Source organism: Myxacorys almedinensis A (assembly GCF_010091945.1).
Lineage (GTDB): Bacteria > Cyanobacteriota > Cyanobacteriia > Leptolyngbyales > Leptolyngbyaceae > Myxacorys > Myxacorys almedinensis.
Genome location: NZ_WVIE01000005.1, coordinates 160,518 through 173,540 on the forward strand (window position 1 = coordinate 160,518; position 13,023 = coordinate 173,540).

Below are 13,023 nucleotides of genomic sequence, written 5' to 3' on the forward strand. Positions count from 1 at the left end.
TCCGCTTGCCGATTATTCTCAATACTACCGTAGGGACACTGATCAGGATACCGATTTGCTTTTTCTACCGTTGATTAATATCTGCTGAAATGCCCTGATCTTGGAAAGCCTGAGCTTTTTGCTGCGCTTCTGCCTGACTTTGCGCCGCCCCAAGCTGAATTTTTCCATCGGGGCGGAGGTAGGCGTCGGGGGCAACTTTGCGAGCCGCGTCGAGAGAGTGATCGCCCGTAAACGGAATTTCTACTTTATAAGAGTAGCCGCCTGCTCCTGTCCGGCTAACTGAAGTTGGGGCAACGTCTACAGGCTGAGCGTCAGATCTAGCAGGGGGATCAGGAGGGCTGTAGCTTTTGATGGGCGGCGGATTATACGGTTTAGCCGCCGCAGGGCGATCGCGGCTCTGCGACGATGATCGACGGTTCGCGGAAGAACTCGCGGCGACTGGTTCTGCCTCGCGGCGGGGGGTTGCCCGTTGAGCAATGCCAGACGTAGCCCCACCATTGGTGACTGTAGCTGCCGTTGGGCTTGCGCTCGAAAAACGAGGGGCAGGAAGAGCGGTGACTGTGCCGCCGCTTGGCTGGGTGCCCGAAGATTTAGACGACTCTGCACTAGGAGCAGCAGAGGGTTGGGGAGAGGGCGAAGGTGCGGTTCCTACGGAGTTGCGCTCAGCGCTAATCGCAGCATTCCCCCCCCGGGGAGCGCTCTTTAAAGTAGCGAGATTGTTAAGTCCTAAATCCACAAATTCTTGAGAGTCTAGCGGCACAGCGTTTGGCATCTCACTGCTACTCGAAGAGCTTGCAGCCGTGGGTTTGGCGACAGGGATCGCCTCGCGTCTCGCAGCAAAGGCGTTCCCAAGATTTCGCAGGCTCGCTGGATTCATAATCACGTAACCAAACATCGCGCTAGAGAGCAGCAACGTTAGCATAGAGCCAACCCCAAGCGGAGTCAGCAAACTTTCTAAAAAACTACGCTCGACTTCGACCTGAGCTTCTTGGCGCGCTAAACTTCGCAGCAATTCTTCAGAAGATTCTAAATAATCATCGGGAGGAGCATCGGTTTCAGGCGGCTCAGATTCAGCCAAATCGGAATGCCGATCCAAGGAAACCGGAGCGAATGTTTCAATTGTTTCTGGCTGAGGCAGAGTAGTATTTTCTACATCAGATTCTGGAGAAAGCAGCGCTAAGCCAGCAGAACCGCTTGGCGATGGTCTATCTTGATCTTGAGAAAGTGCCTTGGGGGCAGCGTTAGCACCCGCTAACTGAGGCGTTGAAGCGGTGCCTGCGTTGAGCAAAAGAAAGTCGGTTGCTTTTCTCGCAGGTTTGGGTTTTGGCGGAGCGACGACCGAGGCGAGAGATTGCCCCGATCGCTGTCGTCGGTATCGAGTTAATTCGTCCTCTAATCGAACATCTAGGCAGTCTAACGCCCGGTGGAGCTTGGGATGGATAGACTCACTCGACGCATCGTAATGCATGTAGCACTCCAGGATAATTCGTAGTTCGTAATTCGGAGCTAACGGGAAGTGAATTACGAATTTTTACCAGATAGTTTGCGTATTCAGTGTAGTCCAGGGTTTAGAAAATGAAGCAGTTGATTTGTGTGATTGATCTGCTTTGTTTGTGCCTGCGTCAGATTTGTGCCTGCGTCAGAATGGAGAATGTAGGGAGATGCCTTGGTAAATCCTAGCGGGGTGAACGCAGGAGTTGGTAAATTACCTTGCACCTCAAGAAAGATTATGGAAGCCAAACTATGCTGAATCTTCGACAGCTTTTCCAGGCATATGAGCTACCTCAGAGTCAAGAGCAGCAGCAGTTGCAGCAAATTTTAGGCTATTGGATGCCCTGTGTTGGGGAAGCGGTAAGTTCGCAGGTTTCTGGAAAAGCGATCGCACAGCACACCCGTCCGCTTTCTGTACAGCGAGGCATTCTTCAAGTAGCGGTTTCTAGCCCGGTTTGGTCTCATACCCTCCTGTTTGAGCGACCCAAAATTCTGCAAAAACTGAACGATCGATTGACAACCCCGATCAAAGACATTCGATTTTCGACCGCTCAGTGGCATCAGCAACCCTTACCGGCTCTCCCTGCCGAATCAGTGACAGTGTGGAGCGATCACCCCAGCCGGCAAGAGGCAACAGCGTCTTCTCACCTTTCCGCTCAACTGTGTCTCACCCCAGAAACCGCTTTTGAACAATGGTTAGAAAAAGTTCGACAGCGTAGTCAGCATTTGCCACCCTGTCCTCAGTGCCAGTGTCCAACTCCGTTAGGAGAGCTAGAGCGTTGGGGGGTGTGTTCGCTCTGTTCTGCCCAGCGACTATCATGAAGAGCACAGTTTACAACATCTGTAAACCGTCTTTTCAAGGGATTTTATCTCTTCCTTAAACTAGAGGTCTATCAAACTCTAGACAAGCATACTTAGGAATATAAAGGAAACAAAGCTCAGCACCTTTTGTAGAAAAAATTGCCTATAAAAATTATTTATTTCTAAATAGTTAGGTTGAGAAAAATAAGCAAGCGTTTGGCGTTTCTCTTGATCCCCATCCGGTTTACGTCAAACCTTCTTTGTTTTTGTTCGATGCGCTACAAAGCAGTTTCAAAAATATCTATTTAGAAGACAATTATAAAAAGAATCTAAAGCCGGTCTGTTAGGTTTGAAACCCTGAACTCTTTATACAATAAAGTGTCTAAGTTTTTTGATGAAGCTATGACAAAAAAAATAGAAGGCAAAATAGAAAGCGGAAATGATGCTCTAGTGGCTGAAGCAAAAATAAGTTAAAAATTGTTGCGACACATCCAGACTGTTGGTTTTTATTCTCACCCTGATCGATGGGATCAGTCATAAAAAACGTGAGCCGCCAAGGTCATGAGCTTTGTTTTTAATCCCTCAAATTCTTTAAAAAATTTTGTACTATGCAACGTTCTGACTTTTTCACTTCAGCTTGTCGGCACTGCCGGCACTATGTCCCCCAAGGCAGGCGTGGAGGGCAGTGCGCTCAGTTAAATGTGCTTGTTCAAGGACAGTGGAAGGCTTGCGCTCTTGCTGCGCCCGTGTTTGAACCTGCCTGGGAATTTGAGGGGCTGCCAATGTGGCAGCAAGAACGACTGGAGGTACCGCAGTCTCCGGTTACTACAGTTTTGCAGGAAGCAGAAATTGCTGTTTCCCAGCCCGTATAGCGTGACGTCAAGCGCCGCCATGAGTTTGCCTCTTAGCGTATTTGGGGTTCTGTCGATTTGTATGAAGTTTTGCTAATCGCATTGTCTTATTGGACGGTGCGATTTTTTAGGGCAGCCACGGGTATTTACGAAAGTCGGGTGGGCGTTTTTCAAGAAAGGCTTGTTTGCCTTCCGAGCCTTCTTCACTCATGTAGTAGAGCATCGTGGCGTTTCCGGCAAGTTCTTGCAGCCCGGCTTGTCCGTCGCAGTCGGCGTTGAACGCTGCCTTGAGACAGCGAATTGCGATCGGGCTTTTTTCCAAGATTTCCATGGCCCACTGAATGCCTTCTGCTTCAAGCTGTGCGATCGCAACGACGCGGTTGATCAGTCCCATTTCCAAGGCTTGGTCGGCAGTGTACTGGCGACAGAGATACCAGATTTCTCGCGCCTTTTTTTGTCCTACGATGCGTGCCATGTAGCTTGCGCCAAATCCACCATCGAAACTGCCAACTTTCGGTCCGGTTTGCCCAAAAATGGCATTGTCCGCAGCGATCGTCAGGTCACAAAGCAGTTGTAGAACGTGCCCACCCCCGATCGCATAGCCCGCGACCAGGGCAATCACAACTTTAGGTATAGAGCGAATCAGGCGCTGTAAATCCAGCACATTAAGACGGGGAACACCTGCATCATCAATATATCCAGCGTGACCCCGGACGCTCTGATCGCCGCCAGAGCAGAACGCATATTTGCCATCTGTGTGCGGACCAGAGCCGGTGAGCAGAATCACGCCGATGCGGCTGTCTTCACGGGCGTTAGCAAAGGCATCGTAGAGTTCTACGATCGTTTTGGGGCGAAATGCATTGCGCTTGTGGGGTCGGTTGATCGTAATTTTGGCGATGCCGTCTATTTTGTGATAGAGAATGTCTTCGTAGGTTTTAGCGGTTTGCCAATCATGGGTCATGGGTTAAAACGTTGCGAATGTGCCTAATTTATTTTTGCGCCATTGGGTGTCGTAGTAGCGATCGGTTTTGAGTTCTAAGACGCGAATTCCTCCGGTTGGCAACAGATCAAAGCTTTGGGTAAACTGCTCCCAGGTGGAAATGCGCTCGTAGTGCACCCCGTAAGTGTGGCAGAGACTTGCAAAGTTGATATGTTGAGGGGTGGCAAAAAATTCTTCAAACGGTGGCTCAAATTGGGAGATAGGCAACATGTTGAAGATGCCGCCGCCGTTGTTGTTGATCAGCACGATCGTCAGATGCCCGTGCGCCAGCTTCAGCAAAAATCCGTTTGTGTCGTGCAGCAGCGCTAGGTCTCCGGTGAGTAAAACAGCGTGTTGATGATGGGCAATGCCCAACGCCGTGGATAGTGTGCCATCGATGCCATTGGCTCCGCGATTGAAAAAGGGTTGAATAGCGCGATCGCTCGGTTTCCAAAACGATTCAACGTCTCGCACTGGCATACTGTTTGAGATAAATACAGGAGTCTTTTCAGGAAGATATTGCGACAGCAGCCACGCGGCTTTACCCTCGAATAAAGCCTCTTCGCAGGCTAAGGTCTGATCGATCGCGCATCGAGTTTTAGATTCGGCAGTGAGCCAGAGGTCGAGATAGCCCGATTTGTGCAACGGTAGGGGATCGGGGACAGCCCAAGATTCGGTAGCCCAAGATTCGATAGATAAAGGCAGGTGAATCGTTTTGCCATGGAGCGGATCGAGGTTGCGATCGCTTGGATCAAGCACATAATGATGCGGTTGGTGCTGAATGAGCCATTGCCGTAATTCTTTGCTCGTTGGCATATCGCCGATCCGAATCACCACCTCTGGGGCTAGTTTCTCGGCGAGGTCAGCATTTCTAAGAATGGCGTCGTAGGTCGAGATCAGATAAGGATTCAGGCTGGCATAATTTCGGACGGGCGATAACCCTTCAGCGAGGACGGGCATGTTCAGGGTTTTAGATAGCCATGCGATCGCGCGGCAATAGTGTGTGGGGTTCTCTGGTTGGGCAACTCCTGCGATAATAATTCCTCGCTGCGCTTGCAGAGGCGTGCTCCATTCTGCCGTCAACGCTGGGGTAGGGTGCACCAGAGTTGTCCCCGATTGGAGGTGATCAAAAAAATCGCGGGGAACGGGGTCGGCGGCTACTTCCACGGTGCGCGTTGTGCCTTTTTCCGGTTCGATCGGCGACAATGGCTCGCGAAATGGGACGTTTAAATGCACGACCCCGGCGATAGGATAGTGCGATCGCTGCCATGCCTGCGCGATCGTCTGCCGCCAATAGGCCAACATCGATCCATCAGCCGAGGGTAGCGCTACTTCGGCATAGAAGTTGGGATACGAGCCAAACAATTTCTGCTGATCGATCGCTTGTCCAGCATTGCAATGGCGCAACTCGGGCGGACGATCTGCGGTCAGCACCATCAGCGATACGCGGCTTTCGCGCGCCTCGATCACCGCCGGATAAAAGTTTGCACCTGCCGTGCCAGACGTGCAAACTAGCACTACAGGTCGATGGGTACGCTTGGCAATGCCCAAGGCAAAAAACGAAGCAGATCGCTCGTCTAAAATGGGAATTGCGTCGATGGTAGGATGCTGAGCAAACGCGATCGCGAGGGGGGTCGATCGCGACCCAGGACAGATCACTGCCGTTGTGAGACCGAGCCGCGCCAACGTTTCAGCTAAAACAGATGCCCAGAGCGTATTAGTAGTGCGAAAATCGAGCGGCATGAACTTAGGAATAAGCGATCAGGCGATTTGAAGCGTAGCAGGTCATAGCGGGTTGTGCCACATCGGCTTGAAATAGAATCGGTTTGGAATAGCGATGGCTAATTTGCGCCCAGATTGATGATCTAGGAGCATTTTGTAGCCCTGCGATCGCGTTTAGCACCGCGCTAAATCGTTGCCTGCAATTGGTCTAACAACGTCTCCACATAAGTTAATGCCCCCTTAATTGTGGCAGCGTCTTCAATATCGACGCCTACAAATTGCCGTAACGCCTCTACCTGATCAAGGCTGCCTCCAGATGCCAGCAACTCCAAATATCCAGGAATAAACGCTTTGCCGACCTCAAGATATTTCTGGTAGCATGCCAAACTGACAATATTGGATGCCGTGTACTGATAGCAGTAAAACGGTTTGAAATAGATGTGCCCAATGCGTGCCCAGTCGTACTGATGCTCTGGCAGCACGTCTACCGCGCTACCACAGAGCTTTTGGTATAGCTTCATCCATTCTTCATTCACAAAGCTTTGATCGAAGCTACCTTGGGCGGCGCGATCGTGGATTGCCAACTCCAACCGACTAATGGTACTTTGCCGGAACAGCAGATTTAGCTGATCTTCTAACTGCCGGGTGATCAGGGTTTTCGTCAGGGCTTTGTCGTCTGTTGCCTGCTTCAGTAAATAGTCGAGCAGCAGCAACTCATTAAACGTTGACGCAATTTCTGCCAACACCATCGGCGGGTTGCTGTTGAAATAGGACTGGCGATCGTCGATCCATTCAAAGTGCAACCCGTGACCCATCTCGTGGGCAAGGGTGAAGAGAGAATTGTAATCGTCGGTGTACGACATCAGCAGATAGCTGTGCTTGCCGTAGGTGTAAGAGCAGAACGCTCCACCCCGTTTGCCAGGGCGGATTTTGGCATCGACCCAGTTCTTCAAAAAGAATTCTTCCGCACGACGGGCATAGTTTGCATCAAATTGATCCAAGGCTGCCAACAGGGTTTCGACGCCGGTTTTGTAGCCGATCGTTGCCCTAGAATCAGCATCCGTCTCCCAAGGGGCGTAGAGATCACATGTGCGAATTTTTTGCCCTAACGCTTTTTCTTTTAACTGATAGTAGCGCTGAAACAGATCAAACCGCGCTCCTGTGCCATCCATAATCGCCCGAAACACTGGCTCAGAGACTTCATCGGCTATCAGTTGCTTGTGCAAGGTGGATGAATAGCCGCGCATCTGATTTTCTAGCTTGTGATCTTGCGCAACGGTGTTGAGAATGTAGCCATACAGCGAATTGTGCTGCTGCATCACCTGGCGAACCGATTGATATGCTGCGTATCGAGTCTCAGGATGGGGATTGTAAAGTAAGGCGCTGAGTTCGGCTTCGGTGCTGGCGCTTTTGCCATCGATCGTGGTCACAGGTTGGTATTCTTGCTCGCCGAGATGCACCGATCGCAGTTGAATAAATGCCTGCCGCCCGGTCAAACTATCTTGATTGCGGGTTTGCTCCACGTCTTCAGAGAGAGTGTAGGGGCGGGCTTGGGCGATCCGATTGAGGTAGTGCTGATAGGTACTCAGAGCCGTTGCCTGCCGAAACGAATCAAACTGGTTGGCTTCCATCCCTTGCAGTTCTAAATCAAAAAACAACAGTTGATTCTCGATCGCTGTCAAAGCTTCCATCGCTTTGTCAAGAAACTGCTTTGCTTCGGTGTTGCGAGTATCTGCCGAAAAAATCAGCGACGGAAAGGCGTAGAGGTAACCCGATTTTTCTGCGATCGCTTCTAAGGTTTTAAAGCACTCTGCCAACTGCTCTGGGAACAGTGCACTCACCCGACCCCGAAACTGGTCTCGGAAGGCGGCAGCTTGACGCTGCAACTCTTGCAAATCTTGCGCTAGCTGCGGGTCATCAAATCCCTGATAAAGATCTGATAAATCCCACTCCTGCGGATGTTCTGCCCAAACTGTAGCCTGCAAAACGTCTGTAGATTGTGTCATCGGTTCAAGTCCTTACTCACAACAGTAAATACAGTAAATGCAGAAATCGGTAAACGCGGTCTCCTGTTAAATCGGTTATCCTCTCAATTTCCGAGTGTTATCCAACAAGCTTCGAGCAAATTGATCAAATCGAGTGGCTAGAGCTTCATCCAGAAGTTTGCCATCTTCTCCAAACGCTTTCCAGGCTTGCCCGATCGCAACTTGTTCTGGAATTACCCAAGCGTGAACCCAACGCATGATCAGTCGCAAGTGGTTTAACGCATTGCTGTTGGGCTGCCCGCCCAAAACGCTAATGACTCCGGCTACTTTGCCATCGAGTTGATCAAAGCTCATCAGATCCAAGGTGTTTTTTATCACACCGCTTACACTGCCGTGATATTCCGGTGTCGCAAGAATTAAACCGTCTGCCTGTTTCACAGCATCTTGTAATCGTCGCACATCCGGATGGTCTGGATACTCGTTGCCACCATCACAAAAAGGCAAGTTCATCGTGCGTAGATCTAAGACTTCGACCTCTGCACCCATCGCTGTCAAACGATCTACGGCGTGGGCAAGGGCTTGGTGAGTGTAGGAGTCGGGGCGCAAACTGCCCGCAATGCCAACAAATTTGACCATGAGAGGATGTCCTATAGGTAGTATGGAAGAGACAAAAATGGGGCGAACCTGAGGTAAGACGTGTTTTCTACGAGGCTACACCTTGCGTTCATCATGCTCACCCCCTGCGAGTTAGAACTTAGTTTTCTAAGCTTATACTAAACTCATAACGACTACGTTTAAGATAGCGAAAAAAGCTGACTTCTGTCAAATGTTGAGTAAATACCTGGACGCAAAAAATGACCCTGTACAACCTCCTGCTGTCTAAACTTGACCACCCCGCAAGGCTTTCAAGCGGTGAAATAAGTTTCAAGCGGTGAAATAAGTGCTTAGGGTTCTAGAAATTGGCGTGGTTCCTGGATCGCGGCGTTTTGTCGCACCTCACTACAGTAGTCCTGCGCGGCTTGAGTGATTAACTCATACAAATTGAGATAAGACTTGGCAAACTTTGGCTTCCAGGTTCCCAAGCCCAACACATCAGACGTGACGAGGACTTGACCATCACAGTGATGTCCGGCTCCGATGCCAATAGTGGGAATCGTGAGTTTCTCGCTGATCGTTTGGGCAAGATCTGCCGGAATGTGTTCTAACACAATAGAAAACGCGCCGGCTTGTTCAAGCGCGATCGCTTCTGACAAAATCCGCTCTTTGTCTTCAGGAGATGTCCCTTGTTGCCGAAACCCTGTTTGCCGGACAGACTGCGGCGTTAGCCCAACATGACCCATCACCGGAATGCCAATGTGAACTAGTTTAGAAACGGTTTCTGCCATCGCCGCATGCCCTCCTTCGAGCTTGACGCCGCCTGCGCCCGTTTCTTTGAGCACCCGCCCTGCCGAATGAATCGCCTGCTGCGGGCTTTCTTGGTAACTCATGAACGGCAAATCCACGATAACTAATGCCTGTTTGACGCCGCGACACACTGCCTTCGCGTGATGCAGCATTTCGTCTAGCGTTAGCGGCAGTGTTGTGTCATGCCCTAACGCCACCATCGCTAACGAATCACCCACTAAGATGACATCAACACCGGCGTGATCCAAAATTTGGGCAATGGCATAATCCCATGCGGTGAGAACTGCGATCGCACGCCCTTGCTGTTTCCACTGAATCAGTTGTTGGGGAGTAGGCATAACGGTAAATCATCATTCGGGGTTAAGCGAATGACGAGGAGACTCCCTCTATTTTACTCTGCCGCTCCAGGAGAAATACGGCTGAACATCCGATGAGGCTTGGTTTGATAGGTCGTCATGCTCACCCAGGCAAGCCCTTCGGTGGTGCCGACCCAGAGTTTGTTTCCGGTATCGGGCGAGAGCGTCAGCACACGGCTAGAAGGGAGGTTGGGAACCTGACCGACGATCGCCCCATTGGCAGGGTTAACGCGAAATAATCCTTGGCTGGTTCCCGCCCAAAGGCTGCCAACTTGGTCAAGCCCGATGGACAAAATATTTCGTCCTCGCAATTGGGTGAGCGATCGCACCATTTTCCCGTCTAGAGGATCAACTTCTACCAACCCGCTCGGAGTCCCTGCCCATAGCGAACCGTCCGCATCTAATGCCAAGGTTTGAACCGCGCCGCCTGCGATCGCACTGACTTCCTGAAGCACTTGGGCGCGGGCAGTATCCACCTGCACTAGCCCTTCAAGCGTGCCGACCCAAAGCTGCCCTTTGGCATCTAGGCTAAGGGCATTGGCGCTGACTCCGGGCAACTTTTGCAGCGTCGTCATCACCAGTCCTTGATCGGGGCTGACCAGCACCAAGCCTTGATCGGTGCCGACCCAGAGAAAGCCGCGTCGATCGACCAGCAGAGACAGCACGCGATTAGAAGGAAGCGTAATATTTTGAGCCGTTACCTCGTTGGTGCGCGGGTCGATGCGCCAGATGCCTTCGTAGGTGCCAACCCAAATGCGCCCGACGCGATCTTGGGCAAGGGCTGCGATCGCAAGATTTGGCAGAGGCACCCTCGCCAAGACGCGCCCCGTGTGAGGATCAACGTTCGCAACTTCTTTACCAGTGGCGATCCAAAGGTTGCCTTTATAGTCGCGCTGGGATGCACTCACCCGAAACTCATCGGTAGCGATCGGTTGAGTTGGGATGGTTGGGACATTGGGAGGCGGAGCGATCGGAACATAAGGCATCGGTTCGGCTCTGGTGATCGAAGAAATGCTGAGAGCCACCATGAAAGAACTGAGACCCACTCCGATTTGTCGGGGTAAATACGTCATAATCTACACTCCATCGTCCCTTAGACCAGGCATATTATGCCCCAAGCCATCGAACTATGTCGCAAATATACTGCCATAACTGGAAGTGCAGATGGAACGGCGATCGCAACCTTTCCAGGTGCCAAAGAAGGTTGCCCAAACTGGCAGGTATCGAATCGCCTACCCGATTGCGTTCCAACCGTGAGAGAACTACGTTCGGTTAACGACCCAGCAGCTTATCGCGCAGATGCTTGATTTTGTCCCGATACTTCGCGGCGTCCTCAAACTCCATCTTCTTTGCTGCCTCTTTCATCTGAGCTTCTAGCTGAGTAATCAGAGTTGGAATATTTTCCAGAGGAATATCGCTCGCGTGTTCATAAACCTGGTCAAGCTCTTGGGCATTTAACCGACGAGAAACATCTAAAAAAGACAAGATTGAATTACTTGATCGCTTGATAATCGGGGTTGGCACAATGCCGTGCTTCTTGTTGTACGCCATCTGAATCACTCGGCGGCGCTCAGTTGCATCGATCGCTTTCGCCATGCTGTCGGTGTAGTTGTCGGCGTAGAGAATGGCTTTGCCTTCGATATGGCGTGCTGCCCGCCCGATGGTTTGAATCAGCGATCGCTCTGCCCGCAAAAATCCTTCTTTATCGGCATCCAAAATCGCCACCAGCGACACTTCGGGCAAATCTAGCCCTTCTCGCAGCAAGTTTACGCCAACCAACACGTCGAAAATGCCTTCGCGCAAATCTTGTAGAATTTCGATCCGTTCAATGGAGGTAATTTCGGAGTGCAAATATCGAACTCGAACCCCGCGCTCTTGAAAATACTCGGTCAAATCTTCTGCCATCCGCTTGGTTAGCGTGGTGATCAACGTCCGTTCGTGTTTTGCGACGCGCTCTTGAATTTCGTGCAGCAGATCATCAACTTGCCCACTCGTCGGGCGCACAAACACTTCTGGATCAAGAACACCCGTCGGGCGGATCACTTGCTCGGCAATTCGATCTTCAGAGATTTCAAGCTCCCAATTTCCAGGGGTTGCCGACACAAATACACATTGGTTCACCTTGTTCCAAAACTCCTCTGCTTTGAGGGGGCGGTTGTCTGCGGCACTCGGCAGGCGAAACCCGTGTTCGATCAAGACATTTTTTCGAGACTGGTCGCCGTTGTACATCGCTCGAATCTGAGGCAGGGTGACGTGAGATTCGTCAATCACCAGCAGCCAATCTTTTGGAAAATAGTCGATCAAACATTCGGGGGACTCTCCGGCTGACCGCCCGGCTAGGTGACGAGAATAGTTTTCGACGCCGTTGCAAAATCCGACTTCTCGGAGCACTTCTAAGTCATACCGTGTTCGTTGTTCTAACCGTTGGGCTTCTAGTAATTTTCCGTTGGTTTCTAGTTCGACCAGGCGTTGCTTTAGCTCTAGCTCGATCGCATCACAAGCCGATTGCAGCCGATCTTCTGGAGTGACAAAGTGACGAGCCGGATAGACATTCACAGCCTCCATACTTTGCAATGTTGCGCCTGTGACGGGATCAACATATCGAATGGCATCAATTTCATCACCAAAGAATTCCACTCGGATGATGCGATCTTCGTAGGCAGGTCCAATTTCTAAGACATCGCCCTTGACGCGAAACTTACCGCGACCTAAATCTAAGTCGTTGCGGGAATATTGCACTGATGCCAGGTCGCGAAGAATCTGACGCTGATTGACTTCTTCTCCCACCCGCAGGGGAATCGACGCATTCAAATATTCCGACGGAATGCCCAACCCGTAAATGCAGCTAATCGATGCGACCACAATCACATCGTTGCGCTCGAACAGCGATCGCGTTGCGGAGTGCCGCAGCATATCAATTTCTTCGTTGATCGACGCGGTTTTCTCGATGTAGGTATCGCTCACCGGAACGTAGGCTTCAGGCTGATAGTAGTCGTAATAGCTGATGAAATATTCCACCGCATTATCTGGAAAAAACTCTCGTAACTCGTTGCACAGTTGAGCCGCGAGGGTTTTGTTGTGGGCTAACAGCAGCGTCGGTTTACTAACGTTATCAATCACCCGCGCGATCGTATGGGTTTTTCCGGTTCCGGTGGCACCCAGCAGGGTTTGGTAGCGGTTGCCAGCGTTGAGCGATTGGGTCAGGGCTGCGATCGCGGTTGGCTGATCGCCCATCGGGGTAAACGGCGCTTGAATATTGAAGTCTGCCATAGGGATGAAACAGAAGAGGTGAAGGGGCGATCGCCTTCTAGTGTAACGAGTTTCACGGGAAGCAGGAGGGGAGACAACTATCGATTTTGAGGGAGATTGCCGTACTAAATGGCGAACCGTTAAGCCCAGCCGAAGGGCTTGAGTTGGGCATCAGGCTGATCCCA

The 13,023-nt window shown here is 51.1% G+C and carries 12 protein-coding genes; 3 read left to right on the plus strand and 9 right to left on the minus strand.

Annotation, left to right across the window (positions count from 1 at the left end; genetic code table 11):
- Nucleotides 1-64 precede the first annotated feature (64 nt).
- Nucleotides 65-1,468, minus strand: coding sequence for a hypothetical protein (locus tag GS601_RS06050; RefSeq protein WP_162422367.1), 1,404 nt, complete (start codon nucleotides 1,466-1,468; stop codon nucleotides 65-67).
- 275 nt (nucleotides 1,469-1,743) lie between these two features.
- On the opposite strand from GS601_RS06050, the gene GS601_RS06055 reads away from it, so the two are divergent.
- Together GS601_RS06055 and GS601_RS06060 are read left to right on the plus strand one after the other, a co-directional pair.
- Nucleotides 1,744-2,313 (plus strand): DciA family protein, encoded by a 570-nt coding sequence (locus tag GS601_RS06055; protein ID WP_162422368.1) that lies wholly within the window; start codon nucleotides 1,744-1,746, stop codon nucleotides 2,311-2,313.
- A gap of 587 nt (nucleotides 2,314-2,900) precedes the next feature.
- Nucleotides 2,901-3,164, plus strand: coding sequence for a hypothetical protein (locus GS601_RS06060; RefSeq protein WP_162422369.1), 264 nt, complete (start codon nucleotides 2,901-2,903; stop codon nucleotides 3,162-3,164).
- Between the two features lie 106 nt (nucleotides 3,165-3,270).
- Here GS601_RS06060 and menB read toward each other — a convergent pair whose 3' ends face one another.
- The 7 genes from menB to GS601_RS06095 form a co-directional block, all read right to left on the minus strand.
- Nucleotides 3,271-4,104, minus strand: a complete 834-nt coding sequence (menB, locus tag GS601_RS06065) for a 1,4-dihydroxy-2-naphthoyl-CoA synthase (protein ID WP_162422370.1) — start codon at nucleotides 4,102-4,104, stop codon at nucleotides 3,271-3,273.
- A 3-nt stretch (nucleotides 4,105-4,107) separates the two neighbouring features.
- Entirely contained in the window at nucleotides 4,108-5,865 is a 1,758-nt protein-coding gene (gene menD, locus GS601_RS06070; protein ID WP_162422371.1) for a 2-succinyl-5-enolpyruvyl-6-hydroxy-3-cyclohexene-1-carboxylic-acid synthase, read from the minus strand.
- Between the two features lie 4 nt (nucleotides 5,866-5,869).
- Nucleotides 5,870-6,025, minus strand: coding sequence for a hypothetical protein (locus GS601_RS06075; RefSeq protein ID WP_162422372.1), 156 nt, complete (start codon nucleotides 6,023-6,025; stop codon nucleotides 5,870-5,872).
- Between the two features lie 4 nt (nucleotides 6,026-6,029).
- Nucleotides 6,030-7,850 carry a M3 family oligoendopeptidase gene (locus tag GS601_RS06080; RefSeq protein ID WP_162422373.1) on the minus strand — a complete coding sequence of 607 codons (1,821 nt, stop codon included), beginning with the start codon at nucleotides 7,848-7,850 and terminating at the stop codon, nucleotides 6,030-6,032.
- A gap of 75 nt (nucleotides 7,851-7,925) precedes the next feature.
- Nucleotides 7,926-8,465, minus strand: coding sequence for an NADPH-dependent FMN reductase (locus tag GS601_RS06085; protein ID WP_162422374.1), 540 nt, complete (start codon nucleotides 8,463-8,465; stop codon nucleotides 7,926-7,928).
- Nucleotides 8,466-8,773: 308 nt separating this feature from the next.
- Complete coding sequence (gene panB / locus GS601_RS06090; protein ID WP_162422375.1) at nucleotides 8,774-9,571, minus strand: 3-methyl-2-oxobutanoate hydroxymethyltransferase; 798 nt, start codon at nucleotides 9,569-9,571, stop codon at nucleotides 8,774-8,776.
- 53 nt (nucleotides 9,572-9,624) lie between these two features.
- Nucleotides 9,625-10,662 (minus strand): ligand-binding sensor domain-containing protein, encoded by a 1,038-nt coding sequence (locus tag GS601_RS06095; RefSeq protein WP_162422376.1) that lies wholly within the window; start codon nucleotides 10,660-10,662, stop codon nucleotides 9,625-9,627.
- A 36-nt stretch (nucleotides 10,663-10,698) separates the two neighbouring features.
- On the opposite strand from GS601_RS06095, the gene GS601_RS06100 reads away from it, so the two are divergent.
- Nucleotides 10,699-10,896, plus strand: a complete 198-nt coding sequence (locus GS601_RS06100; RefSeq protein WP_162422377.1) for a hypothetical protein — start codon at nucleotides 10,699-10,701, stop codon at nucleotides 10,894-10,896.
- Here the strand turns inward: GS601_RS06100 and uvrB are convergent.
- Entirely contained in the window at nucleotides 10,862-12,859 is a 1,998-nt protein-coding gene (uvrB, locus tag GS601_RS06105) for an excinuclease ABC subunit UvrB (protein WP_162422378.1), read from the minus strand. The genes GS601_RS06100 and uvrB overlap by 35 nt on opposite strands.
- Nucleotides 12,860-13,023 lie beyond the last annotated feature (164 nt).

Coding starts and splice junctions, on each gene's coding strand:
- GS601_RS06050 (WP_162422367.1), bottom strand. CDS start 1,468: ATGCATTACGATGCGTCGAGTGAGTCTATCCATCCCAAGCTCCACCGG.
- GS601_RS06055 (WP_162422368.1), top strand. CDS start 1,744: ATGCTGAATCTTCGACAGCTTTTCCAGGCATATGAGCTACCTCAGAGT.
- GS601_RS06060 (WP_162422369.1), top strand. CDS start 2,901: ATGCAACGTTCTGACTTTTTCACTTCAGCTTGTCGGCACTGCCGGCAC.
- menB (WP_162422370.1), bottom strand. CDS start 4,104: ATGACCCATGATTGGCAAACCGCTAAAACCTACGAAGACATTCTCTAT.
- menD (WP_162422371.1), bottom strand. CDS start 5,865: ATGCCGCTCGATTTTCGCACTACTAATACGCTCTGGGCATCTGTTTTA.
- GS601_RS06080 (WP_162422373.1), bottom strand. CDS start 7,850: ATGACACAATCTACAGACGTTTTGCAGGCTACAGTTTGGGCAGAACAT.
- GS601_RS06085 (WP_162422374.1), bottom strand. CDS start 8,465: ATGGTCAAATTTGTTGGCATTGCGGGCAGTTTGCGCCCCGACTCCTAC.
- panB (WP_162422375.1), bottom strand. CDS start 9,571: ATGCCTACTCCCCAACAACTGATTCAGTGGAAACAGCAAGGGCGTGCG.
- GS601_RS06095 (WP_162422376.1), bottom strand. CDS start 10,662: ATGACGTATTTACCCCGACAAATCGGAGTGGGTCTCAGTTCTTTCATG.
- GS601_RS06100 (WP_162422377.1), top strand. CDS start 10,699: ATGCCCCAAGCCATCGAACTATGTCGCAAATATACTGCCATAACTGGA.
- uvrB (WP_162422378.1), bottom strand. CDS start 12,859: ATGGCAGACTTCAATATTCAAGCGCCGTTTACCCCGATGGGCGATCAG.